At 71.8% G+C, this 22,067-nt stretch carries 22 protein-coding genes; 13 read left to right on the forward strand and 9 right to left on the reverse strand.

From position 1 onward, the window contains the following. The first annotated feature begins 56 nt into the window (after positions 1 to 56). From ACZ6RC_RS21655 to folE, 5 genes are all read left to right on the forward strand, one after another. On the forward strand, positions 57 to 1,187 hold the full coding sequence (locus ACZ6RC_RS21655; RefSeq protein WP_391140383.1) for a zinc-dependent metalloprotease: 1,131 nt from the start codon (positions 57 to 59) through the stop codon (positions 1,185 to 1,187). 196 nt (positions 1,188 to 1,383) lie between these two features. Further along, positions 1,384 to 2,448: a tRNA lysidine(34) synthetase TilS gene (gene tilS, locus ACZ6RC_RS21660; protein ID WP_469585586.1), complete on the forward strand. Its 1,065-nt coding sequence runs from the start codon at positions 1,384 to 1,386 to the stop codon at positions 2,446 to 2,448. A gap of 41 nt (positions 2,449 to 2,489) precedes the next feature. Beyond that, entirely contained in the window at positions 2,490 to 3,029 is a 540-nt protein-coding gene (gene hpt, locus ACZ6RC_RS21665) for a hypoxanthine phosphoribosyltransferase (RefSeq protein WP_362015860.1), read from the forward strand. Between the two features lie 149 nt (positions 3,030 to 3,178). After that, on the forward strand, positions 3,179 to 5,212 hold the full coding sequence (gene ftsH / locus ACZ6RC_RS21670; protein WP_391140385.1) for an ATP-dependent zinc metalloprotease FtsH: 2,034 nt from the start codon (positions 3,179 to 3,181) through the stop codon (positions 5,210 to 5,212). Between the two features lie 99 nt (positions 5,213 to 5,311). Then, positions 5,312 to 5,917 (forward strand): GTP cyclohydrolase I FolE, encoded by a 606-nt coding sequence (gene folE, locus ACZ6RC_RS21675; RefSeq protein WP_391140386.1) that lies wholly within the window; start codon positions 5,312 to 5,314, stop codon positions 5,915 to 5,917. Between the two features lie 57 nt (positions 5,918 to 5,974). Here folE and ACZ6RC_RS21680 read toward each other — a convergent pair whose 3' ends face one another. The 6 genes from ACZ6RC_RS21680 to ACZ6RC_RS21705 form a co-directional block, all read right to left on the reverse strand. Beyond that, positions 5,975 to 6,457, reverse strand: a complete 483-nt coding sequence (locus tag ACZ6RC_RS21680) for a DUF3180 domain-containing protein (RefSeq protein WP_469585590.1) — start codon at positions 6,455 to 6,457, stop codon at positions 5,975 to 5,977. A gap of 58 nt (positions 6,458 to 6,515) precedes the next feature. Next, the gene (gene folK / locus ACZ6RC_RS21685; protein WP_391140388.1) at positions 6,516 to 7,115 is read right to left on the reverse strand and encodes a 2-amino-4-hydroxy-6-hydroxymethyldihydropteridine diphosphokinase; all 600 of its coding nucleotides are present in this window, start codon (positions 7,113 to 7,115) and stop codon (positions 6,516 to 6,518) included. Further along, positions 7,112 to 7,471, reverse strand: a complete 360-nt coding sequence (gene folB / locus ACZ6RC_RS21690) for a dihydroneopterin aldolase (protein WP_365712680.1) — start codon at positions 7,469 to 7,471, stop codon at positions 7,112 to 7,114. The genes folK and folB overlap by 4 nt, the downstream gene beginning before the upstream one ends. A 201-nt stretch (positions 7,472 to 7,672) precedes the next feature. Then, positions 7,673 to 8,131 (reverse strand): nuclear transport factor 2 family protein, encoded by a 459-nt coding sequence (locus ACZ6RC_RS21695; protein ID WP_469585595.1) that lies wholly within the window; start codon positions 8,129 to 8,131, stop codon positions 7,673 to 7,675. Next, entirely contained in the window at positions 8,128 to 8,988 is an 861-nt protein-coding gene (folP, locus tag ACZ6RC_RS21700) for a dihydropteroate synthase (protein WP_391140390.1), read from the reverse strand. The genes ACZ6RC_RS21695 and folP overlap by 4 nt, the downstream gene beginning before the upstream one ends. A 60-nt stretch (positions 8,989 to 9,048) precedes the next feature. Beyond that, positions 9,049 to 10,890, reverse strand: a complete 1,842-nt coding sequence (locus tag ACZ6RC_RS21705; protein WP_469585599.1) for a phosphatidylglycerol lysyltransferase domain-containing protein — start codon at positions 10,888 to 10,890, stop codon at positions 9,049 to 9,051. A 166-nt stretch (positions 10,891 to 11,056) separates the two neighbouring features. Between ACZ6RC_RS21705 and ACZ6RC_RS21710 the strand changes: the two genes are divergently transcribed. Next, positions 11,057 to 12,169 carry an alpha/beta hydrolase gene (locus ACZ6RC_RS21710; RefSeq protein ID WP_469585603.1) on the forward strand — a complete coding sequence of 371 codons (1,113 nt, stop codon included), beginning with the start codon at positions 11,057 to 11,059 and terminating at the stop codon, positions 12,167 to 12,169. Positions 12,170 to 12,290: 121 nt separating this feature from the next. Here ACZ6RC_RS21710 and ACZ6RC_RS21715 read toward each other — a convergent pair whose 3' ends face one another. After that, entirely contained in the window at positions 12,291 to 13,400 is a 1,110-nt protein-coding gene (locus ACZ6RC_RS21715; RefSeq protein WP_469585605.1) for an ABC transporter ATP-binding protein, read from the reverse strand. A gap of 144 nt (positions 13,401 to 13,544) precedes the next feature. Between ACZ6RC_RS21715 and ACZ6RC_RS21720 the strand changes: the two genes are divergently transcribed. The 5 genes from ACZ6RC_RS21720 to ACZ6RC_RS21740 all read left to right on the forward strand — a co-directional run bounded on the left by ACZ6RC_RS21720 (position 13,545) and on the right by ACZ6RC_RS21740 (position 17,606). Continuing rightward, complete coding sequence (locus tag ACZ6RC_RS21720) at positions 13,545 to 14,231, forward strand: ABC transporter permease (protein WP_469585607.1); 687 nt, start codon at positions 13,545 to 13,547, stop codon at positions 14,229 to 14,231. A gap of 1 nt (position 14,232) precedes the next feature. Continuing rightward, on the forward strand, positions 14,233 to 14,892 hold the full coding sequence (locus ACZ6RC_RS21725) for an ABC transporter permease (RefSeq protein ID WP_469585611.1): 660 nt from the start codon (positions 14,233 to 14,235) through the stop codon (positions 14,890 to 14,892). Between the two features lie 20 nt (positions 14,893 to 14,912). Then, on the forward strand, positions 14,913 to 15,902 hold the full coding sequence (locus tag ACZ6RC_RS21730) for an ABC transporter substrate-binding protein (RefSeq protein WP_391140396.1): 990 nt from the start codon (positions 14,913 to 14,915) through the stop codon (positions 15,900 to 15,902). A 130-nt stretch (positions 15,903 to 16,032) separates the two neighbouring features. Continuing rightward, positions 16,033 to 17,055 (forward strand): hypothetical protein, encoded by a 1,023-nt coding sequence (locus ACZ6RC_RS21735; protein ID WP_469585615.1) that lies wholly within the window; start codon positions 16,033 to 16,035, stop codon positions 17,053 to 17,055. Between the two features lie 50 nt (positions 17,056 to 17,105). Beyond that, positions 17,106 to 17,606, forward strand: a complete 501-nt coding sequence (locus ACZ6RC_RS21740) for a GNAT family N-acetyltransferase (RefSeq protein ID WP_469585618.1) — start codon at positions 17,106 to 17,108, stop codon at positions 17,604 to 17,606. A 52-nt stretch (positions 17,607 to 17,658) separates the two neighbouring features. On the opposite strand, the gene ACZ6RC_RS21745 is transcribed toward ACZ6RC_RS21740, so the two are convergent. Both ACZ6RC_RS21745 and ACZ6RC_RS21750 read right to left on the reverse strand, forming a co-directional pair. After that, positions 17,659 to 18,801, reverse strand: coding sequence for an NADH-quinone oxidoreductase subunit D (locus ACZ6RC_RS21745; protein ID WP_391140399.1), 1,143 nt, complete (start codon positions 18,799 to 18,801; stop codon positions 17,659 to 17,661). Further along, complete coding sequence (locus ACZ6RC_RS21750) at positions 18,798 to 19,970, reverse strand: SAM-dependent methyltransferase (RefSeq protein WP_469585622.1); 1,173 nt, start codon at positions 19,968 to 19,970, stop codon at positions 18,798 to 18,800. The genes ACZ6RC_RS21745 and ACZ6RC_RS21750 overlap by 4 nt, the downstream gene beginning before the upstream one ends. A gap of 97 nt (positions 19,971 to 20,067) precedes the next feature. Between ACZ6RC_RS21750 and ACZ6RC_RS21755 the strand changes: the two genes are divergently transcribed. Together ACZ6RC_RS21755 and ACZ6RC_RS21760 are read left to right on the forward strand one after the other, a co-directional pair. Further along, a complete protein-coding gene (locus tag ACZ6RC_RS21755) occupies positions 20,068 to 21,270 on the forward strand; it encodes a sensor histidine kinase (RefSeq protein ID WP_453618451.1) in 1,203 nt (400 codons plus the stop codon). An 80-nt stretch (positions 21,271 to 21,350) separates the two neighbouring features. After that, positions 21,351 to 22,025 carry a response regulator gene (locus ACZ6RC_RS21760; RefSeq protein WP_391140402.1) on the forward strand — a complete coding sequence of 225 codons (675 nt, stop codon included), beginning with the start codon at positions 21,351 to 21,353 and terminating at the stop codon, positions 22,023 to 22,025. Positions 22,026 to 22,067 lie beyond the last annotated feature (42 nt).

Here is a 22,067-nt window from a genome sequence, read left to right on the forward strand (position 1 = left end):
CGCCGATCGCGTACCGAACCCACCCCGATCAGCCGCCGAGAACGTACGGTTGACGCATGACGAGCATCGGTGGTGCCGAGATGGTCGACTGGAATCTCGCGGTGGCGACCGCGACCCGCCTGGTGAAACCGGGCCCCGAGGTGAGCCGCGAGGAGGCCCGCGACGTCGTCGCCGAGCTACGCCGGCACGCCAAGGCGTCCGAGGAACACGTACGGGCCTTCACCCGGATGATCCCCGAAGGCCACGAACCACGGGACACCCCCGTCCTCGTGGTGGACCGCGCCGGATGGATCAGGGCCAATGTCGCCGGCTTCCGCGAACTGCTCGCCCCGCTCCTCGACAAGATGAAGGAACGCCGCTCCTCCACCCCCGGCGGCGCCGTCCTCGGCGCGGTCGGCGGCAAGGTCACCGGCGTCGAGCTCGGGATGCTCCTCTCCTTCCTCGCCTCCCGCATCCTCGGCCAGTACGAGACCTTCGCCCCCGCCACCCGCGAACTCCCCGCGGGCGAGGACGGCGGCGGACGGCTCCTCCTCGTCGCCCCCAACATCGTCCACGTCGAACGCGAACTCGGCGTCGACCCCCACGACTTCCGCCTCTGGGTCTGCCTCCACGAAGAGACCCACCGCACCCAGTTCACCGCCGTGCCCTGGCTCCGCGACCACCTGCAGGGCGAGATCCAGTCATTTCTCGGCGCCACCGAGGTCGACCCCTCCACCGTCGTCGAACGACTGCGCGAAGCCGCCCAGGCCCTCGCCGGCGGCCGCCCCGAAGGCGAGGAGGGCGAACCCGGCCCCTCCCTCGTCGAACTCGTCCAGACCCCCGAACAGCGCGAGATCCTCGGCCGCCTCACCGCCGTCATGTCCCTCCTCGAAGGCCACGCCGACTACGTCATGGACGGCGTCGGACCGCAGGTCGTGCCCTCGGTCGCCGAAATCCGCGAGAAGTTCCAGCAACGCCGCGCCCGCGGCGCCTCCCGCCTCGACCTCGCCCTGCGCAAGCTCCTCGGCCTCGACGCCAAGCTCCGCCAGTACCGCGACGGCGAACGCTTCGTACGGGCCGTCGTCGACGAGGTCGGCATGGACGGCTTCAACCGCGTCTGGACCTCCCCCAACACCCTCCCGACCAAGGCGGAGATCGCCGCACCCGCCGACTGGGTGGCGAGGGTGCACCGTAAGGCAGACTCGTGAGACAGGTGCGACGCATGACGGACAAACACGACACCAATCACCCATCCGAGGGACCCTAGCCAAGGGGTGGGGCGTGCAATGCTCGGGTAACGGCCAGGTTCTGTCACCATCGACGCACTCTGAGTGACCGAACCCCCTCTTCCGACCGTTAAGACTCCGACCGAGGCACCCCACTCCTTCACGAAGGGCACCGGACATGGGTCCCCATCCTGCGGTCGCGGCGATACGCCTGGCGGTCCGCCGCGTACTCCACGACGTCCTCACCGAACACCGCATCCGCACCACCGGACGCACCGACGAGCACCCCCTGGTCCTCGTCGCCTGCTCCGGCGGCGCCGACTCCATGGCGCTCGCCTCCGCGCTCGCCTTCGAGTCCCGCAAACTCGCCGTCCGCGCCGGCGGCATCACCGTCGACCACGGCCTGCAGGACGGCTCCGACCTCCGCGCCACCGAGGTCGCCGGCCGCATGGCCGCGCTCGGACTCGACCCCGTCGAAGCCGTCGCCGTCACCGTCGGCAGCGCCTCCATGGTCGGAGCGCACGGCGCCTCCTACGCCGGCGGCGAACGCCGCGTCGGCCCCGAGGCCGCCGCCCGCGACGCCCGCTACGCCGCCCTCGACGATGCCGCCGAACGCCACGGCGCCGACGCCGTCCTCCTCGGCCACACCCGCGACGACCAGGCGGAGACCGTCCTCCTCGGGCTCGCCCGGGGCTCCGGCATCCGCTCCCTGTCCGGCATGGCCGCCGTCTCCGGCGCCGCCCGGCGCTACCGCCGGCCCTTCCTGCAACTCGACCGCCAGACCGTCCGCAAGGCCTGCGTCGCCCAGGAACTCGCCGTCTGGGACGACCCGCACAACACCGACCCCGCCTACACCCGCTCCCGGCTGCGCCACGAAGGGCTCCCCGCCCTGGAGAAGGCCCTCGGCAAGGGCGTCGTCGAAGCCCTCGCCCGGACGGCCCAGCTCTCCCGGGACGACGCCGACGCCCTGGACTCCTGGGCCGCCGACGCCGAAGCCTCCGTACGCGACGAGACCGGCCGGCTCGAGTGCGCCAAGCTCTTCGGGCTGCCCCCCGCCGTCCGCCGCCGCATCCTCCGCCGCGCCGTCATCGCCGAGGGCGCGCCCGCCGGCTCCCTCTTCGCCCGCCACATCGAGGAAGTCGACCGGCTGATCACCGGCTGGCGCGGCCAGGGCGCCATCAATCTGCCCGGCCGCGTCGAGGCGCGACGCCAGGGTGGCAGACTGGTCATTCGGCAAGGCTGACGCAAGCTGCAACGAAAGTGACCCGGGTGAACGAGAAGGACATGGGCACCGACCTCCAGTCGGTGCTCATCACCAAGGAAGAGATCGACGCGAAGCTGGCCGAGCTGGCCGCGAAGATCGACGCGGAGTACGCGGGCAAGGACCTGCTCCTCGTCGGTGTCCTCAAGGGCGCCGTGATGGTGATGGCGGACCTGGCGCGCGCGCTGTCCACCCCCGTCACCATGGACTGGATGGCCGTCTCCTCCTACGGCGCCGGCACCCAGTCCTCCGGCGTCGTCCGGATCCTCAAGGACCTCGACACCGACATCAAGGGCAAGCACGTCCTGATCGTCGAGGACATCATCGACTCCGGGCTCACGCTGTCCTGGCTGCTCTCGAACCTCGGCTCGCGCGAGCCGGCCTCCCTCGAGGTCTGCACCCTGCTGCGCAAGCCCGACGCCGCCAAGGTCGCGATCGACGTGAAGTGGATCGGATTCGACATCCCCAACGAGTTCGTCGTCGGCTACGGCCTCGACTACGCCGAGAAGTACCGCAACCTCCCGTTCGTCGGCACCCTCGCGCCGCACGTGTACGGAGGCTGACGCAGGGGAACCCGCGCCGCCCTCCCGCCGTTGAAGCAAGGGAAGGCGGCCGCGGGTGACAATGCTGGGGTACCGTCCGAAGAACAGCTTTTTCTCATAGCAGCATTTACCTACGGGCAGGAGGGACGGAGCGTTCTCGCTCCGTATGGATGGACGTGAAGCGATACTTCCGTGGGCCGGTCATGTGGATCGTGCTGGCCGTCCTCGCCGTGGTCGTGCTGATGCAGGTCGTCGGCTCGTCCGAGGGCTACAAGACGGTGGACACCAGCAAGGTCGTCCAGGCGATCAATGACAAGCAGGCCGATCAGGTCAAGCTGACGACCGGTGACGAGCAGGTCATCAAGGTCGAGCTCAAGAAGGGCGCCGACAAGGACAAGTACGGCGGCAGCACCAAGATCCAGGCCAGCTACATCGGTGACCAGGGCTCCAACCTGACCACCACCCTCCAGGACCAGGCCGCCTCCGGCGCCCTGGACAAGGGCTACACCGTCTCCCCGGAGCGCCAGAGCCCCTTCCTGTCGGTGCTGCTCTCGCTGCTCCCCTTCGTTCTCATCGTCGTCGTCTTCCTGTTCCTGATGAACCAGATGCAGGGCGGCGGCTCCCGAGTCATGAACTTCGGGAAGTCCAAGGCCAAGCTGATCACCAAGGACACCCCGAAGACGACCTTCGCCGACGTGGCGGGGTCCGACGAAGCCGTCGAGGAACTCCACGAGATCAAGGAGTTCCTCCAGGAGCCGGCGAAGTTCCAGGCCGTCGGCGCCAAGATCCCCAAGGGCGTGCTGCTCTACGGCCCGCCCGGAACCGGCAAGACGCTCCTCGCGCGCGCCGTCGCCGGCGAAGCCGGCGTGCCGTTCTACTCGATCTCCGGCTCCGACTTCGTCGAGATGTTCGTCGGCGTCGGCGCCTCCCGGGTCCGCGACCTCTTCGAGCAGGCCAAGGCGAACGCCCCGGCGATCGTCTTCGTCGACGAGATCGACGCCGTCGGCCGACACCGCGGCGCCGGCCTCGGCGGCGGCCACGACGAGCGCGAGCAGACCCTCAACCAGCTCCTCGTCGAGATGGACGGCTTCGACGTGAAGGGCGGCGTCATCCTGATCGCCGCCACGAACCGGCCCGACATCCTCGACCCGGCGCTGCTGCGCCCCGGCCGTTTCGACCGGCAGATCGCCGTCGACCGCCCGGACATGCAGGGCCGTCTGGAGATCCTCAAGGTCCACCAGAAGGGCAAGCCGGTCGCCCCGGACGTCGACCTGGGCGCGGTGGCCCGCCGGACCCCCGGCTTCACCGGTGCCGATCTCTCCAACGTCCTGAACGAGGCGGCGCTCCTCACCGCCCGCTCGGACAAGAAGCTGATCGACAACCACTCGCTGGACGAGGCGATCGACCGTGTGGTCGCGGGCCCGCAGAAGCGGACCCGGATCATGTCGGACAAGGAGAAGAAGATCACCGCGTACCACGAGGGCGGACACGCCCTGGTCGCGGCGGCCTCACCGAACTCCGACCCGGTCCACAAGATCACCATCCTGTCCCGCGGCCGGGCCCTGGGCTACACCATGGTGCTCCCGGACGAGGACAAGTACTCCACCACCCGCAACGAAATGCTCGACCAGCTGGCGTACATGCTGGGCGGGCGCGCGGCGGAGGAGCTCGTCTTCCACGACCCGACCACGGGCGCGGCGAACGACATCGAGAAGGCCACGGCCACCGCGCGCGCGATGGTCACGCAGTACGGCATGACCGAGCGGCTCGGCGCGATCAAGTTCGGCGGCGACAACACCGAACCGTTCCTCGGCCGCGAGATGGCGCACCAGCGCGACTACTCCGAAGAGGTCGCCGCGCTGGTCGACGAAGAGGTCAAGAAGCTCATCGAGACCGCGCACAACGAGGCGTGGGAGATCCTGGTCGAGAACCGCGACGTCCTCGACAACCTGGTTCTGGCCCTCCTGGAGAAGGAGACGCTGAACAAGGAGCAGATCGCCGAGATCTTCGAGCCGATCGTGAAGCGCCCGTCCCGCCCCGCGTGGACCGGCTCCTCGCGGCGCACGCCCTCGACCCGTCCGCCGGTCCTCTCCCCCAAGGAGCTGGCCCTGACGAACGGCGCGAACGGCGTGACCCCGGTGGACACCGCGAAGACGCCGACGCCCGGCATCGAGGTCGCCCCGGAGGAGACCCCGGAGCCCTGACCTCGGCCCACCCGGAATGGAAGCCGCGCCCCCACAGGTTTTAGCCTGTGGGGGCGCGGCTCATTTCCGCGCATCGCAGCCCTACGGAACGAGGCACAGATGACCGACCCGGTGACGCTGGACGGCGAGGGCACGATCGGCGAGTTCGACGAGAAGCGCGCCCAGAACGCCGTACGAGAGCTCCTCATCGCGGTCGGTGAGGACCCGGACCGCGAGGGGCTGCGGGAGACGCCGGCGCGGGTGGCGCGGGCGTACCAGGAGATATTCGCCGGTCTGCGCCAGCAGCCCGAGGACGTCCTGACCACCACGTTCGACATCGGTCACGACGAAATGGTGCTGGTCAAGGACATCGAGGTGTATTCGACCTGTGAACACCACCTCGTCCCGTTCAGGGGCGTGGCGCACGTCGGCTACATCCCGTCGACCTCCGGCAAGATCACCGGTCTGTCGAAGCTGGCCCGCCTGGTCGACGTCTTCGCCCGGCGCCCGCAGGTCCAGGAGCGGCTGACGACACAGGTCGCGGACTCGCTCATGGAGATGCTGGAGCCCCGCGGCGTCATCGTCGTCTTCGAGTGCGAGCACATGTGCATGTCGATGCGCGGCATCCGCAAGCCGGGCGCCAAGACCATCACGTCGGCCGTCCGCGGTCAGCTGCGCGACCCCGCGACCCGGAACGAGGCGATGAGCCTCATCATGGCCCGCTAGCTTCCTCCTGGCGCCGGCTTCCGCCCCACCCGCGCCTTCAGGGGCCTCAGGGAGCGGTCAGGACGCCGGGGAGGCGCCCGGGGTGTCCTCGTCCTCCGGGAGTTTGCAGACGCGCTCCAGGAAGAGGGCGGCCGCGATCACGCCGATGCCCGCGAGGACCGCGAAGCCGGCGTAGATCGCCTGGTCGCGGCGGGCCGGGATGTCCAGGGAGCCGAGCAGGAAGACGCCCGTACCGCCGTACATGCCCGAGACCAGCGCCGCGACCAGGGCGCTGGCCTGGCCGAAGACGACCGCGCGGGCCGCCATCAGCGGCTCGACGCCCTTCGCGCCGGGGCGCCGTTCGCGCTGGGCCTTGAGGCGGGAGCGGAGCGAGAGCGCCGTCGCGGTCAGGACGACGGCGATCGCGGCGAGGACGATCGGGGCGGCCAGCGGCACGCTCGGCAGGGTGCCCACCGCGTCCCAGAGCCGCGCGCCGCCCCAGGACAGGATGCCGGCCACGACGAACAGTCCGGCGAGCACCTTGAGCCGCAGTTGTTTCACCGGGTGTCCTTCGTCTCTACGTCCGGGTGGTCGGATCGATCTCTGACGAGACTAACGACTACTCGGGCAGACGGAGTTCCAGGTCGGCGCGCGGCACGACTCCTTCACGGCCGACCGTCGCGAGCAGCGCGGCGACCGTGCCGTGGCCGGGCAGCTGCGCCTCGGGGTCCACGTCGTGCCAGGGGGCGAGGACGAAGGCCCGCTCGTGGGCGCGGGGGTGCGGCAGGGTGAGGACGGGGTCGTCGGAGACCACGTCGGCGTAGGCCACGATGTCGACGTCGATGGTGCGGGCGCCCCAGCGCTCCTCGCGGATGCGGTGGAAGGCCTCCTCGACGGCGTGCGCCCGCTCCAGGAGGGAGGAGGGCGGAAGGGTGGTCTTCACCAGGGCGACGGCGTTGAGGTACGCGGGCTGGGTGCCGGGCTCGACGCCCCAGGGCTCCGTCTCGTAGACGCCGGAGACGGCCTTGACCCGGAGGCCGGGGGTGTCCTCGAGGGCGTCGACGGCGCCCTGGAGGGTCTCCAGGCGGTTGCCGAGGTTGGCGCCGAGGGCGATGACGGCCCATTTCGGGTTGGAGAGCGTCACGTCGGCGGCGTCGACCGCCTGGACGACGGAGGCCGGTACGGGCTGCACGGTGGGGTCGCTGTGCGTGACGTTCATACTCGGCTCCGGGTGATGGTGATGGTCACGTCATCGAAGGGGACCGTGATGGGCGCGTCCGGCTTGTGGACGCACACCTCGACCTCCTGGACGCCGGTGTGCTTGAGGCACTGCTCGGCGATCCGCTCGGCGAGCGTCTCGATGAGGTCGACCGGTTCCCCCTGCACCACGTCGACGACTTCCTCCGCGACGACGCCGTAGTGCACGGTCTTCGTCAGGTCGTCGTCGGCGGCCGCGGGGCGGGTGTCCAGGCCGAGGACGAGGTCCACGATGAAGGTCTGGCCTTCCTCGCGTTCCTTGGGGAAGACGCCGTGGTGTCCTCGGGCCTTGAGGCCGCGCAGCGCGACACGATCCACGCGAATCACTCCTGCTGTCGTAGTTCTTGTGGCCACGCAGCCGGGTGCGGACGGCCGGGTGTCCATCGTCGAATCTACCTGCGGGCACCGACAGCGCGTGCCCACGGGGGCAGGGAGGGCGGGCCGCAGGGGCTGGGTGCGGCCCCTACCCAAGGCAGGGGGTTCCAATCCGCGGGGCCACCCGAAAGGCGCAGGATTCCGTCAGGCGCCTGGCTCCTCGTCCTCCTCGTCGTCGGATTCGGTGAGGACCGGGGAGCCGTGGTGGGACCAGATCCGCCAGCCCTCTGATGTGCGGCGGAACACATTGGTGGCGACCACCAGCTGGCCCACGAGGGGGCCCAGCTCGGCGCCGTCCTCGGCCGGTCCGCCGCTGAGGATGTTCTCGGTGCAGGTGACGACGGCCACGTCGCCGCCGAGGGAGATCTGGACGTCGGTCAGGAAGAACTGGATGTACTCGGTGTTCGCCATGATCAGGGCGTACGACCGGAGGACCTCCCCGCGGCCGGAGAGGACCGGCCAGCCGGGGTGGACGCAGGAGATCGGGGTGGCTCCGTCGTCGAGCCAGAGGGAGGAGACCTCCTCGAAGTCGCCGCGCTCCATCGCCTCGTAGAAGGCGGTGTTGGCGGCCTCGACCGCTTCGGTGTCGGTCCGGGGGGTCACGCGGCTCCCTCGACGGCTCTGGCGACCCGCACGGCGTCGGCGGTGGCGCGGACCTCGTGGACGCGGACGGCCCAGGCGCCCGCGTGGGCGGCGAGGGCGGAGACGGCGGCGGTGGCCGCGTCGCGTTCGCGGGCGGGGGGCGGGGCGGCGCCCTCGTGGGCCAGGACGTGGCCGAGGAAGCGTTTGCGGGAGGCGGCGACCAGAAGCGGGCGGCCGAGTGCGCGCAGTTCGCCGAGGTGGGCGACGAGGGCGAGGTCGTGCGGGGCGTGCTTGGCGAAGCCGAGGCCGGGGTCGATGACGATCCGTTCGGGGTCGATGCCGCCGTCGACGACGGCTTCCATGCGCCGGCGCAGTTCGGTGACGACCTCGGTGACCACGTCCTCGTAGACGGCGAGGCGGTTCATGTCCTGGCTGAAGCCGCGCCAGTGCATGACGACGAAGGGGACGTCGGCGTCGGCGACGGTGGGGACCATCCGGGGGTCGGCGAGTCCGCCGCTGACGTCGTTGACGAGGGCGGCGCCCGCGGCGACGGCGGCGTGGGCGACGGAGGCGCGCATGGTGTCGACGGAGACGGTGACGCCCTCGGAGGCGAGGCCGCGGACGACGGGGACGACGCGGCGCAGTTCCTCGTCCTCGTCGACGCGGCTGGCGCCGGGCCGGGTGGACTCGCCGCCGACGTCGACGAGGTCGGCGCCTTCGGCGACGAGGTGGAGCCCGTGTTTGACGGCGGCCGTGGTGTCGAACCAGCGGCCGCCGTCGGAGAAAGAGTCGGGTGTCACGTTGACGACCCCCATGACCGCGCAGCGATCCCACTCCGGCAGGCCCCGGGCCGTGCCCCGTCCGCTCAACGTACTCATACGACCAGCCTAGGGGGTGTCTCGTCGGGGGGTACCCCGTCGGATCGCGCCGGGGGCCGATCAGGCGGCGCGGACCTCGTGGTCGGTCTGCGGGGCGATGATGTGGGCGCAGGGGCGGGGTGTGGCGGGGGTGCGGCGGCGGGCGAAGGGGCGGGGGAGGCCGAGGTCGACGAAGCCTTCGGCCTGCATGGCGGCGAAGCCGATGCGGGGGAGGTCGCGGCTCTTGCGGTAGACGACGAAGCGGGGTTCCCAGCGGGGCTGGAACTTGGCGTTGAACTTGTAGAGCGATTCGATTTGGAACCAGCGGGAGAGGAAGACGAGGAGTCCGCGCCAGAGGCGCAGGACGGGGCCGGCGCCGATCTTCTCGCCGCGGGCGAGGGCCGCGCGGAACATGGCGAAGTTGAGGGAGACCCGGGCGATGCCGAGGCGGGGGGATTCCTGGAGGGCGGCGACGATGAGCAGCTCGTTCATGCCGGGGTCGGCGGAGCGGTCGCGGCGCATGAGTTCGAGGGACATGCCGTCCGTGCCCCAGGGGACGAAGTGGATGATCGCCTTCAGGTCGCCGTAGGGGCAGGGGGTGCCGTCGTCGTCGTTCTTGTGGGCGGTGGCTATGACGGCGTCGCCGTCGCCGGGGTCGCCGATGCGGCCGAGGGCCATGGAGAAGCCGCGTTCGGTGGTGGTGCCGCGCCAGTCGGCGGCGGCGCGGCGGACGCGTTCGAGTTCGCCGTCGGAGAGGTCACGGACGCGCCGGACTTTGGTGGTGTAGCCGTTGCGTTCGATGCGCTTCACCATCTGCCGCACATTGCGCATGGCGCGTCCGGAGAGGGAGAAATCCGCGACGTCCACCACCGCCTCGTCGCCGAGTTCGAGGGCGTCGAGGCCGGTTTCGCGGGTCCAGACGTGGCCGCCGGTCTCGGAGCAGCCCATGACGGCGGGGGTCCAGGAGTGGGCCTTGGCTTCGTCCATGAAGCGTTCGATGGCGCCGGGCCAGGCCTCGACGTCGCCGATGGGGTCGCCGCTGGCGAGCATGACGCCGGAGACGACGCGGTAGCAGACGGCGGCCTTGCCGCTGGGGGAGAAGACGACGCCCTTGTCGCGGCGGAGGGCGAAGTGGCCGAGGGAGTCGCGGGCGCCGTGCTTGTCGAGCAGGGCGCGGAGCCTGGTCTCGTCGTCCTCGGTGAGCCGGGCGGCGGGGTGCTCGGGGCGGAAGGCGAGGTAGATGGTGGTGAGGGCGGTGAGCATGCCGAGCGCGCCGAGGGAGTAGCCGACGGTCCAGTCGACGTCGCCGGTGTAGGCGACGGGGCCTTCGAAGCCGAAGAGTCCGTACAGGACGTGTTCGAGGCGGTCGGTGAGGCTGGGGCTGCCGACGACGCGCCGGGGGTGGGCGCTGACGATGACGAGGCCGAGGGCGAGCGAGCCGGCGCCCATGAGGACGAAGTTGGCGAGGGCCTTCCAGCGGCTGCGCGGGTCGGGCAGGGCGGCGAACTCGCCGCGGTGGCGCAGCAGGAGGGCGAGCAGGCCGAGGGAGAGCAGGGCGCCGACGAGGGAGTGGCGCCAGACGAACTGGGCGAGGGCGCCGAGCGGCAGGAGGACGACGGCGGCTCGCCAGGCGCGGCGCTTGTGGCGCTTGAGGCCGTGGGCGAGCAGCAGGAGCAGGACGCCGGCGCTGAGGGAGAGCGCGGCGGAGAGCGGTCCGAGCGTGCCGGGCAGGACTTCGGCCACGGCGTGCATGCGGCTGGTGCGGAATCGGGGGAAGACGCCCGCGGCGATGTCGATCAGGCCGATGAGCGTGCAGGCCGTGCCGACGAGCGAGGGGACCTTCTCCGGTCGAGGTCCGCGCATAATCCGGCGTACCCGATCCGGAACCGATCGTGATTTGTCCCCATCTACCGTGACAGACATCGCTTCCCGTGCTTCCCGTGATCCGCGAAAGATTTTTTGGTCCAGCGGCCGCGCGGTGGTCAGAAGCGGGCCGAGCCGGAGGTTTTGCGCCCTCTAGGACGGCTCCGCGGGGGAGCGGGTTCATTCGCGCACGGGAAATTCTCACGGAAGAAAGCTCGATCGACTCATGGGTCTCACCGGCAACAATGTTCTGGCGCTCGCCGTCGCGCTGGCTGTGGTGCTGTTCGCCGCCACGGTCTGGCTGTGGCCCCGGCTGGCCCGTGGGGGCTGGCGGGCCGTGCTGGGGCGGGTCGGGCTGCTGCTCGCGACGCAGCTCGCGCTCTTCGCCTCGGTCGGGCTGGCGGCGAACAAGTCCTTCCTGTTCTACGGCTCCTGGGCGGACCTCTTCGGGCAGGAGCAGGACCTCGGGGTCGTCGTGGACCACTCGGCCGGTTCCAAGGACATCAAGGTGGTGGGCACGCAGGCGGTGGACGTGCCCGGCGGCGGGCGTCCCTCGGTGGGCGGGCAGATCCAGAAGATCGTGATCGCGGGCGAGAAGTCGCGGATCGACTCCCCGGCGTACGTCTATCTGCCGCCGGAGTACTTCCAGCCGGCGTACGCGAAGAGCACCTTCCCGGCCTCGGTGGTGCTCACCGGCTACCCCGGTACGGCGGAGAACCTGATCAAGGGCCTGAAGTACCCGAAGACGGCGTTCCAGCAGGTCAAGGCGGGGAAGATGCGGCCGATGATCCTGGTGATGCTGCGGCCGACGGTGGCGCCGCCGCGGGACACCGAGTGCGTGGACATCCCCGGCGGGCCGAAGACGGAGACCTTCTTCGCCGAGGATCTGCCGAAGGCGGTCTCGGAGACGTACCGGGTGGGGACCGAGGCGCGGAACTGGGGCTTCATGGGGAACTCGACCGGGGGCTATTGCGCGCTGAAGATCGCTCTGCACCATCCGGACCGGTTCGCGGCGGGCGCGGGCTTCTCGGCGTACTACAAGGCGGCCGAGGACGTGACGACCGGCGACCTCTTCCACGGCGACGACAAGGCGCGCAAGCGGGCCGACCTGCTGTGGAGCCTGGACCACACACCGCGCGGGAAGTCGTCGTTCCTGGTGACGACCTCCCGGCAGGGCGAGGGGAACCTGAAGGGGACCCTCGACTTCGTCAAGAAGGTGAAGGCCCCGGCGCGGGTCTCCTCGATCACGCTGGACAGCGGCGGGCACAACTTCAACACCTGGAACAGGGAGATCCCGCCGGGCCTGGCGTGGATGAGCGGGCGGCTCAGCGCGAGCTGAACCCCGGGGAAGCATCCCGGGCCGGGAACCGGGACCTTCCCAGGAGGCGCTTCGGGACCGGCCTCCGGGTCCGTCCCAGGGGCCGCTTCCGCGCCGGTCTCCGGGTCGGCCCGGGGGCGCGTCATGGAGTCGGAGTCGCGGTGCGGTCCGCTTCCGGCTTCATCGTCGGCTCCGGTTCCGGAGTGGCGCCGCGCAGGGCGCGGTGGATCGCGGCCGGGGTCAGGACGCCCGCGTACCGGTCGCCGTGGGCCGGGTCGGTGACGGGGAGCCAGCCGGTGTCGTCCTGGAGGAGCGCGGCCAGTGCCTCCCGGAGGGATGCCCCGAGCGGGACCGCGCGCGGGGCGGGGCGCGCGGGGGAGCCGGGGGACGGAACCCAGCCGTCCAGGCGTCCGTCGGCGTCGACGACGACCGCCCAGGGAGCGTCGAAGCCGTCGCCCGGGCGGCCCAGGACCGGCGGGTGTTCCAGCCGGCTCTCCTCGACGGGGGTGACGGAGAGCCGCTTGAGGCCGCGGTCCGCGCCGACGAAGTCGGCGACGTACGGGGTGGCGGGGGCGCCGAGCACCGTGGCCGGGGTGTCGAACTGCTCGATCGTGCCGTGGCCGTAGACGGCGATCCGGTCGCCGAGGCGGACGGCCTCCTCCAGGTCGTGGGTGACCAGCAGCACCGTCTTGCGGACCTGCGACTGCAGGCGCAGGAACTCGCTTTGCAGGTGCTCGCGGACCACCGGGTCGACCGCGCCGAAGGGTTCGTCCATGAGGAGGACGGGCGGGTCGGCCGCCAGCGCGCGGGCCACGCCGACGCGTTGGCGCTGGCCGCCGGAGAGCTGCTCGGGGTAGCGGTCGCCGTACGTCTTCGGGTCGAGGCCGACGAGGTCGAGGAGTTCGGCGGCCCGGGCGCGGGCCCGGGCGCGGGGGGCGCCGAGGAGGTGGGGGACGGTCGCGGTGTTGTCGAGGACCGTCCGGTGCGGGAAGAGGCCGACCTGCTGGATGACGTAGCCGATGCGGCGGCGCAGCCCGACGGGGTCGACGGTGGCTATGTCCGTGCCGTCGAGGAGTATGCGCCCCTCCGTCGGCTCGATGAGCCGGTTCACCATCTTCATCGTCGTGGTCTTGCCGCAGCCGGACGGGCCGACGAGCGTGACCAGTTCACCCTCGGCGACCTCGAAGGAGAGGTTCTCGACGGCGGTGGTGCCGTCGGCGTAGCGCTTGGTCACGTGCTCGAACCGGATCATGGTTCCCCATTCTGACCCCTCGCGGCCGGCCGCGTGTGAAGGGCGTGTTGCCGGAACGTGGCGGTCCTCGGCGATTGTCGGTGGCGGAGGCTAGGGTCGATCCATACGTACGTTCGGGCAAGCGGAGGGTCGAGGGGGAGGGATATGAGCACGTCGAACTGTCTGGTGACGAATGACTGGATCTGCGGCGAGTATCTGCGCACCCGGTCCCAGGAGTTGACGGAAGCGACGCTCCAGCACGTCGGCATGACGGCTGTGGCCGTGCTGATCGGGGTCGCCGTCGCCTTCCCGCTCGCCCTGCTCGTCCGGGCGCGGCCGCGGTTCGCCGGGCCGGTCCTGGGGCTGACGACCCTGCTCTACACCATTCCGTCGCTGGCCCTGTTCTCGCTGCTGCTGCCGTTGCTCGGCCTGTCCTCCGCGCTGGTGGTGACCGGGCTGGTGCTGTATTCGCTGACGATCCTGGTGCGGAACATCCTGGCGGGTCTGGCGGCGGTGCCGGCCGAGGCCCGGGAGGCCGCGCGGGGCATGGGGTACGGCCCGGGCAGGATGCTGTGGGAAGTCGAACTGCCGCTGTCGTTGCCCGCCTTGATGGCGGGGATACGCATGGCGACGGTGTCCACGATCGCGTTGACGACGGTCGGGTCGATCGTCGGCCGGGGCGGGCTCGGCAATCTCATCGAGGACGCGCTGCCGACCTTCTTCAAGGCGCAGGTGCTCGCGGCCTCGGTCCTCTGCGTCCTGCTCGCGGTCGTCGCGGATCTGCTGCTCCTGGGGATCCAGCGGCTGCTCACGCCGTGGACGCGCAAACGGACCGCGCCGGGAGGGGAGTGAGGTGGGGGTCGTGACGGACGCTTGGGCCTGGCTCGCCACCGGCGCGAACTGGGCGGGGGACGGCGGGATAGGGCACCGGCTCTCCGAGCACGTGTACGTGAGCGGGCTCGCGCTGCTTATTGCGTGCGCGATCGCGCTGCCGCTCGGCCTGTGGCTGGGGCACCTCGGCCGGGGCGGCGCGCTCGCGGTCAACGTCTCCAATGTGGGACGGGCGGTCCCGGTCTTCGCCGTCCTCGCCCTGTTCATGGTGTCGCCGCTGCGGACCGCCGGTTACGTCCCGACCGTGATCGCCCTGGTGCTGTTCGCGATACCGCCGCTGCTGACCAACGCGTATGTGGGTATGCGGGAGGTGGACCGGGCGGTGGTGGAGGCCGCGCGGGGGATGGGGATGTCCGGCGGCCAGCTCTTCGCGAAGGTGGAACTGCCCCTCGCCCGGCCGCTCGTCATGACGGGGCTGCGGTCCGCCGCCGTGCAGGTGGTGGCCACCGCGACCATCGCGGCGATGGTCGGCCAGGGGGGCCTCGGCCGGATCATCACCGCCGGGTTCAACACGTACAACACCCCGCAGGTGGTGGCGGGCGCCCTGCTCGTCGCTGCGCTCGCCCTCCTCGTGGAGGCCGTGCTGGTGGGAGCGGACCGGCTGCTGGGCCGGCGCGCGTGAGACGACGGAGAACGACTGGGATGGGTGATCTCGTGAGCAGGACCTCGCGTATCGCGGGTGCGGTGCTGGGCGTGGCGGCGCTGACCGCCGGGCTCGCCGCGTGCGGCGGCGACAGCCTGGAGAAGGAGAAGGCAGGCGGCGGAAGCGGTTCCTCCGGATCGGCGAAGGGCTCCCTGGTCGTCGGTGCCGCCGCGTTCACCGAGTCCAAGGTGCTCGCCGAGCTCTATGCCCAGGTGCTGGCGGACGCCGGATACTCCGCGTCCGTCACCACCGTGAAGAACCGCGAGCTGTACGAACCCTCGCTGGAGAAGGGCGAGATCGACATCGTCCCGGAATACGCCGCGACGATCGCCGAATTCCTCAACGCGAAGGCGAACGGGCCCAAGGCGCCCGAGGAGAAGCCGGTCGCCTCCGGTGACGCGGCGGCGACGGTGGAGGCGCTGAAGAAGCTCGCCGAGCCGCGCGGACTGAAGGTGCTCGCGTTCGGCGAGGCCGTCGACCAGAACGCCTTCGCGGTGTCGAAGGAATTCGCCGAGAAGAACAAGCTCACCAGTCTTTCCGATCTCGGTCGCGCCAAGCTGAAGGTGAAGATCGCGGCCGGTGACGAATGCACCGTACGGCCGTTCTGCGCCCCCGGCCTGAAGAAGACGTACGGGATCGACGTCACCGGCGTCGACCCCAAGGGCGTCGGCACCCCGCAGTCCAAGCAGGCGGTGAAGGACGGGGTGGACCAGCTGGTCCTGACCACCACCACGGACGCCACGGTCGACAGCTTCGGCCTGGTCTTCCTGACCGACGACAAGAAGCTGCAGAACGCCGACAATGTGCTGCCGGTGGTCAATGCCAAGGACGCCGGATCGCCCGAGATAGCCGCGGCGCTCGACAAGATCACAAAGGTCCTGACGACGGCCGATCTCGCCGAACTGAACCGCAAGGTGGACGCCGAGCGGGCGAAGCCGGAGGACGTGGCGAAGGCCTATCTGGAGTCGAAGGGGCTGGTCAAGAAGTAAGCCTCGGGTAAGGGGAGTCGGCCCGGCGCCACGGGGGCGCCGGGGAGGGGTGGTGGCGATGGCGAGAAGTGGCCAAGAGATTGCGGGGCCGACCCCCCATAGAGCGCTTACACACGGTAAATTTCAGGCCATGCCACGTGGACGCCACCGCCATTCCCCTCCCCTGCACAAGCTCCTGCCGCCCTCCGCGGTCGCCGGAGCGTCGGTCGTCTGTGCCGCGGGCGCCTGGTTGCTGGCGGATCCCGTGGTGCTGCGCGTCCTCGTCGCGGCGGCGGCCGCGACCGCCGTGACCGGCGCCGTCCTCATGCGCAGTTGGGACCGGAGCGCCGGCCGCCAGGTCGCCGAGCTGACCCGGGCGCGGGCCGCGGACCAGTGGAAGACCGAGGAGCGGATAGCCGAGCTCGAATCCGACATCGAGGAGTCCCGCGAGCTGCGCGCCAAGCTCGACGCGAAGCTCCGCGCCAAGCGGGTCGAGCTCGCCGGACTGCGCGGGGAGCACGCCGAGCTGCTGCGCCGGTACGCGACCGCCGAGACCGAGCGGGCCAGCGCGCTGGAGGGCCGCAGGCAGCTCGCCCTGGAGGCCGGCTCGCCCGCGAAGGCCCTTACGGCGGCCGGATCCACGCCGACGCCGGAGGCCTACCGCCAGGCCGCGACGGCGCTGCGCGACCTCACGCGCAACGCGGCGGCCCAGCAGGCCCGCCGGACCGTCGCGGCCGCCCGCAGCCGCGACCTCGCCGAGCGCGCCCGGGAGACGGAGGAGCCGCAGGGGAAGCACGCGGCGGCCGCCGGGACCGAGCAGCACGCTCACCCGTCGACCGCCTCCGCAGCCCCGACCGCCTCCGCAGCCCCGACCGCCTCCGCCGCCCCGGCCGTCCGCGCCGTCCCGATCGCCGCCGCGATCGTGCCGTACGCCGCCCGCCGCCCCGTCCCGCGCCCCGAAGGCGGCTTCGACTTCTTCGGTACGAAGGCGGAGGACGCGATCGAGGCGGTGCAGGACACGGACCTCGCGGACGTGGTGGGCGAGGAGGTCCTGGCCACCGTGGCGCGGCACGCCCCCGAGCGGCGGGCGATCGGCCAGGTCATCGACCTCACCGCGCACGACGAGACCGAGCAGCTCGACGTGGCGGAGCTGCGCGGCGCCGTCAACTCGTGACCGCGCCGGGGCCCCCGACCGGGCCCCACGCGCCGGCGGCCGACGGGGCCGTGGCCGGCCGGACGCAGGAGCCGGGGCCGGTCGTCGCGCTGTCGGGCGAGGAGACGGCCGCGCTGCGGGACGAGCTGATCGCCCTGTGCGCGCAGGCCTTCTGCGGACCGCCGTGGCACGACTCGCCGCGCGGGGCGCTGCGGACCGTACGGCGGCTGACCACCCGGGCGGACGGACAGCCCGGATTCCGCTGCGTCGCGGCCTTCGCACCGGACGGCGCCCTGGCCGGGTTCGCGGCCGGCTGGCCGGACGACGCCCTCTCCGGCGCCGAGGAGGCCTTCGAACTCGCCGAACTCGTCGTCGCCCCCGCCCACCAGGGCCGCGGTCTCGGCCGGGCCCTGCACGACGCGCTCCTGGCCACCGCCCCCGCGCCCCGCCTGCTGATGACGCTCGACGTCCCCGAGCTGCGCGGCCGTTACGAACGCTGGGGCTGGAGCGTGGCGGAACGACGGCGTCCGGAGAAGGACCCGAGGGACTTCGTCGTGATGCGCCACCCCTGACGGGGACCGCCCCGGGCGCGCCGCCTTCCCCTCGCGTCGGCGCCCCGCCCGGCTACTTGTCGATGTCGCCGACGACGAAGAACAGCGAGCCCAGGATCGCGACCATGTCGGCGACGAGGGTGCCGGGCAGCAGCTCGGTCAGCGCCTGGATGTTGTTGAACGACGCCGAGCGGAGCTTGAGCCGGTACGGCGTCTTCTCGCCCTTGGACACGAGGTAGTAGCCGTTGATGCCGAGCGGGTTCTCGGTCCACGCGTACGTGTGGCCCTCGGGGGCCTTGAGGACCTTCGGCAGCCGCTGGTTGACGGGCCCCGGCGGGAGGTCGGCGAGCCGGTCGAGACAGGCGTCGGCGAGGTCCAGGGAGTTGTGCGTCTGGTCCAGGAGGCACTCGAACCGGGCCAGGCAGTCGCCCTCCTCGCGGGTGACGACCTTCAGCGTGTCCGCCAGCTCGCCGTAGGCCAGGTACGGTTCGTCGCGGCGCAGGTCGAAGTCGACGCCGGAAGCGCGGGCGATGGGCCCGCTCACCCCGTACGCGTGGGCGGCCTCGGGGGTCAGGACGCCGACGTTCCGCGTACGGCCCCGGAAGATCTCGTTGCCGAGGACCAGCTTGTCGTACACGTCCATCCGCGACCGTACGTCGGCGACGGCGGCCCGGGCCCGGTCCTGCCAGCCGGCCGGAAGGTCCTCCTTCAGGCCGCCGACCCGGTTGAACATGTAGTGCATCCGGCCGCCGGAGACCTCCTCCATCACCGCCTGGAGCTCCTCGCGCTCCCGGAAGGCGTAGAACACCGGCGTGATCCCGCCCAGTTCGAGCGGGTACGAGCCGAGGAACATCAGGTGGTTGAGCACCCGGTTCAGCTCGGCGAGCAGGGTCCGCAGCCAGACGGCGCGCTGCGGGACCTCCATGCCGAGCATCCGCTCCACGGCCATGACGACGCCGAGTTCGTTGGAGAAGGCGGAGAGCCAGTCGTGGCGGTTGGCGAGCATGATGATCTGGCGGTAGTCGCGCGCCTCGAAGAGCTTCTCGGCGCCGCGGTGCATGTACCCGATGACCGGCTCGGCGTGCCGGATGACCTCGCCGTCCAGGACCAGCCGGAGACGGAGCACACCGTGGGTCGAGGGGTGCTGCGGCCCGATGTTCAGCACCATGTCGGTGCTCTCCGCCGCCCCGCCGATTCCGACCGTCGTCTCCGTCATGGGGACAGTATCCCTGCCCCGCTCCCGGCCTCGGGAGGCCGCACCTCGTGGATCAGCCACAGGAAGTCGCCGAGCCCGCCGCGCGCGGTCAGCTCCGCCGCCTCGCCCGCCGAGGCGAGCGCCCGGACGTACCCGGCCGGGTCGGTGGACGCCAGCGCCAGCGGCGGCCGGTCGGCCCGCACCCCGAGCCGGTGCAGGGCCTCCCGCTGCGTGACCGGCTCCCCGGACCGCGCGAGACCGCCCGCGCCGACGACCTCCCCGGACCGCGCGAGACCGCCCGCGCCGACGACCTCCCCCGACCCGGAGCTGGCCCCCTGCCCGGCGCCCCCGCCGCCCCCGCCCGCCTCCCCGCCGCCGGGGCCGCCGCCCCGCGCCGCGAGGGCCCGTTCGCCCGCCGCGGCCACCGCGTCCATCGCCACGTGCGCGGTCAGGTCGCACGAGCCGTCCGGCACGGGCTCCACCTCGCGCCCCGCCCGGAAGCCGGTCAGCGTCCCGAAGGGCGGCCGGGCCTCCCGTAGATGCGCGTAGTCCACCGCGACCGCGAGACCGGCCTCCAGGGCGCCCACCGCCCCCGCCCACGCCTCGTCCCGCGTCCGCCCGATCTCCGCCCGCCCGCCCGGCTCGCGCAGCGGCCACCACCGCTCCAGCCACCGCGCGTCCGGGCCCTCCACCGCCCCGCCGAGGCGTTCCGTACCGTCGGCCCGCACCTCGACGTACCGGGCCGCGCCCGACTCGTCCGCCTGGGCGAGGTCCACGGGCACGTTGTCGAGCCATTCGTTGGCGAAGAGCAGCCCGCGCACCCCCTGCGGCACCCGGTCCGTCCACACGATCCGCGGGTCGAGCCCCTCCGGCCGGGCGGCGCGCTCCACCCCGTACGCGCGGACCGAGAGCCCCGTCGGAGCGACGGCCGCCAACACCCCCGTCAACAGCTCCCCGCGCCCCGCGCCCACGTCCACCAGCGCGATCTCGTCCGTGCCGAGAGCACGCGCCGTCCGCGTCAGCAGAGCGGCGACCGCGCCGGCGAAAAGCCGGGAGGCGTGCACCGAGGTACGGAAGTGCCCGGCCGGGCCCTCGGGGCGCAGATAGAAGCCGCCCGGCCCGTACAGCGCCCCCTCGGTGGCCTCCCGCCAGCCCCGCCACCCCTGCCATTGACACGTCTCATCCGTCACGGGCTCCAGTCTCCACCTTGGGGAGTACGGGCCTCGCGTCAAGGATCGACCCCACGGTTGACCCCTGCACCTATCCGCCTTCCCTACGCTGGGTCACGTGCAGCGCCTCTACGACTTCATCCGCAGACACCCGACGGGCGTCGACACCTTCTGGGCGTTCGTCCTCCTCGGGTTCTCGCTGCTGTGGGTCGGGTCGACCTATCCGGCGGTCGACCATCCCGTCGCGTACGGCGTCGTCGCCCTGCTGTTCGGCGTCGTCGTCGCGCTGCGCCGCCGCGAGCCCACGAAGATGCTGCTCCTCGCGTTCACGGTGTCGGTGGCCCAGCTCGCGTTCGACGTGATGCCGTTCTTCGCGGACTTCGCGACCCTGCTGATCATCTACACCGTCGCCGCCCATGACGGCCCGCGCTGGGCCTCCCGCCTGGCCCTGGCCGGCGGTCTGAGCGCGGCCACGCTCTCCATGCTCAGGTGGCCGTCGGACGCCCCGGACTCCGCGATCGCCGTCGTCTTCTTCACGGTGATGATGACCGTGCCGTTCGCCCTCGCCTGGGTCCTCGGCGACTCCCTGCGCACCCGCCGCGCCTACTTCGCGCAGCTGGAGGAGCGCGCCACCCGCCTGGAACAGGAGCGCGAGGCGCAGGCCAAGGTCGCCGTCGCCGCCGAACGCGCCCGGATCGCCCGCGAGCTGCACGACGTCGTCGCCCACAACGTCTCGGTGATGGTGGTGCAGGCCGACGGCGCCGCCTACGTCCTGGACGCCTCCCCCGACACCGCCAAGCAGGCGCTGGAGACCATCTCCTCCACCGGCCGCCAGGCGCTCGCCGAGATGCGCCGCCTCCTCGGCATCCTGCGCACCGGCGAGCACCAGGAGGCGGGGGAGTACGTACCCCAGCCCGACGTCGAGCAGATCGAGGACCTGGTGGACCAGGTCCGCAGGGCCGGACTGACCGTCGACTTCCGGGTCGAGGGCACGCCCCGCCCGCTGCCGAGCGGCGTCGAGCTGACCGCGTACCGGATCGTCCAGGAAGCCCTCACCAACACCCGCAAGCACGGCGGTCCCGACGCCGGGGCCAGCGTCCGGCTGGTCTACTTCGACGACGGCCTCGGCCTGCTCGTCGAGGATGACGGGCGGGGCGCGACCACGGAGATGTACGAGGACGGCGGCGCCGACGGGCGGGGCCACGGCCTGATCGGCATGCGGGAGCGGGTCGGCATGGTGGGCGGCACCCTGGACGCGGGACCGCGCCCCGGGGGCGGCTTCCGCATCAGCGCCCTGCTCCCGCTGAAACCCGCGCACTGACCGGCCCGCGCCCCGGGCCCGCCCGCCGCCCCGCCGACCATGAGCCCGTCCGCCACCCCCTAGAGGACCTGAGGAAACACATGTCCATCCGCGTGATGCTCGTCGACGACCAGGTGCTGCTGCGCACCGGCTTCCGCATGGTGCTCGCCGCCCAGCCGGACATGGAGGTCGTGGCCGAGGCGGGCGACGGCGTGGAGGCGCTGGAGGTGCTGCGGTCCACGGCCGTGGACGTGGTGCTGATGGACGTGCGCATGCCGAAGCTGGACGGGGTCGAGGCGACCCGCCGGATCTGCGCGCAGCCCGGCGCGCCCCGGGTGCTGATCCTTACCACGTTCGACCTCGACGAGTACGCCTTCTCCGGGCTGAAGGCGGGCGCGAGCGGCTTCATGCTGAAGGACGTGCCGCCGGCCGAACTGCTGGGCGCGATCCGCTCGGTGCACAGCGGGGACGCGGTGGTGGCCCCGTCGACCACGCGCCGGCTCCTGGACCGCTTCTCCCCGATGCTGCCGTCGTCGGGGAAGGAGCCGCAGCACAAGCAGATCGACCGGCTCACCGACCGGGAGCGCGAGGTGATGCTGCTGGTGGCGCAGGGCCTGTCGAACGGCGAGATCGCCGCGCGGCTCGTGCTCTCCGAGGCGACGGTCAAGACGCACGTCGGCCGCATCCTGACCAAGCTGGAGCTGCGCGACCGGGTGCAGGTCGTCGTCCTCGCGTACGAGACGGGCCTGGTCCGGGCGGGCGGCGGGGCGGGCTGAGGACCGGCCGTGCCGCTGCGGTCCGACGGCCCCTTCGGCGTC

This window comes from Streptomyces sp. NPDC048353 (assembly GCF_055587165.1).

Coding starts and splice junctions, on each gene's coding strand:
- ACZ6RC_RS21760 (WP_391140402.1), top strand. CDS start 21,351: ATGTCCATCCGCGTGATGCTCGTCGACGACCAGGTGCTGCTGCGCACC.
- hpt (WP_362015860.1), top strand. CDS start 2,490: ATGGGCACCGACCTCCAGTCGGTGCTCATCACCAAGGAAGAGATCGAC.
- ACZ6RC_RS21655 (WP_391140383.1), top strand. CDS start 57: ATGACGAGCATCGGTGGTGCCGAGATGGTCGACTGGAATCTCGCGGTG.
- ACZ6RC_RS21720 (WP_469585607.1), top strand. CDS start 13,545: ATGAGCACGTCGAACTGTCTGGTGACGAATGACTGGATCTGCGGCGAG.
- ACZ6RC_RS21705 (WP_469585599.1), bottom strand. CDS start 10,890: ATGTCTGTCACGGTAGATGGGGACAAATCACGATCGGTTCCGGATCGG.
- ACZ6RC_RS21715 (WP_469585605.1), bottom strand. CDS start 13,400: ATGATCCGGTTCGAGCACGTGACCAAGCGCTACGCCGACGGCACCACC.
- folE (WP_391140386.1), top strand. CDS start 5,312: ATGACCGACCCGGTGACGCTGGACGGCGAGGGCACGATCGGCGAGTTC.
- tilS (WP_469585586.1), top strand. CDS start 1,384: ATGGGTCCCCATCCTGCGGTCGCGGCGATACGCCTGGCGGTCCGCCGC.
- ACZ6RC_RS21745 (WP_391140399.1), bottom strand. CDS start 18,801: ATGACGGAGACGACGGTCGGAATCGGCGGGGCGGCGGAGAGCACCGAC.
- ACZ6RC_RS21710 (WP_469585603.1), top strand. CDS start 11,057: ATGGGTCTCACCGGCAACAATGTTCTGGCGCTCGCCGTCGCGCTGGCT.
- ACZ6RC_RS21730 (WP_391140396.1), top strand. CDS start 14,913: ATGGGTGATCTCGTGAGCAGGACCTCGCGTATCGCGGGTGCGGTGCTG.
- folP (WP_391140390.1), bottom strand. CDS start 8,988: ATGAGTACGTTGAGCGGACGGGGCACGGCCCGGGGCCTGCCGGAGTGG.
- ACZ6RC_RS21735 (WP_469585615.1), top strand. CDS start 16,033: ATGCCACGTGGACGCCACCGCCATTCCCCTCCCCTGCACAAGCTCCTG.
- folK (WP_391140388.1), bottom strand. CDS start 7,115: ATGAACGTCACGCACAGCGACCCCACCGTGCAGCCCGTACCGGCCTCC.
- ftsH (WP_391140385.1), top strand. CDS start 3,179: ATGGACGTGAAGCGATACTTCCGTGGGCCGGTCATGTGGATCGTGCTG.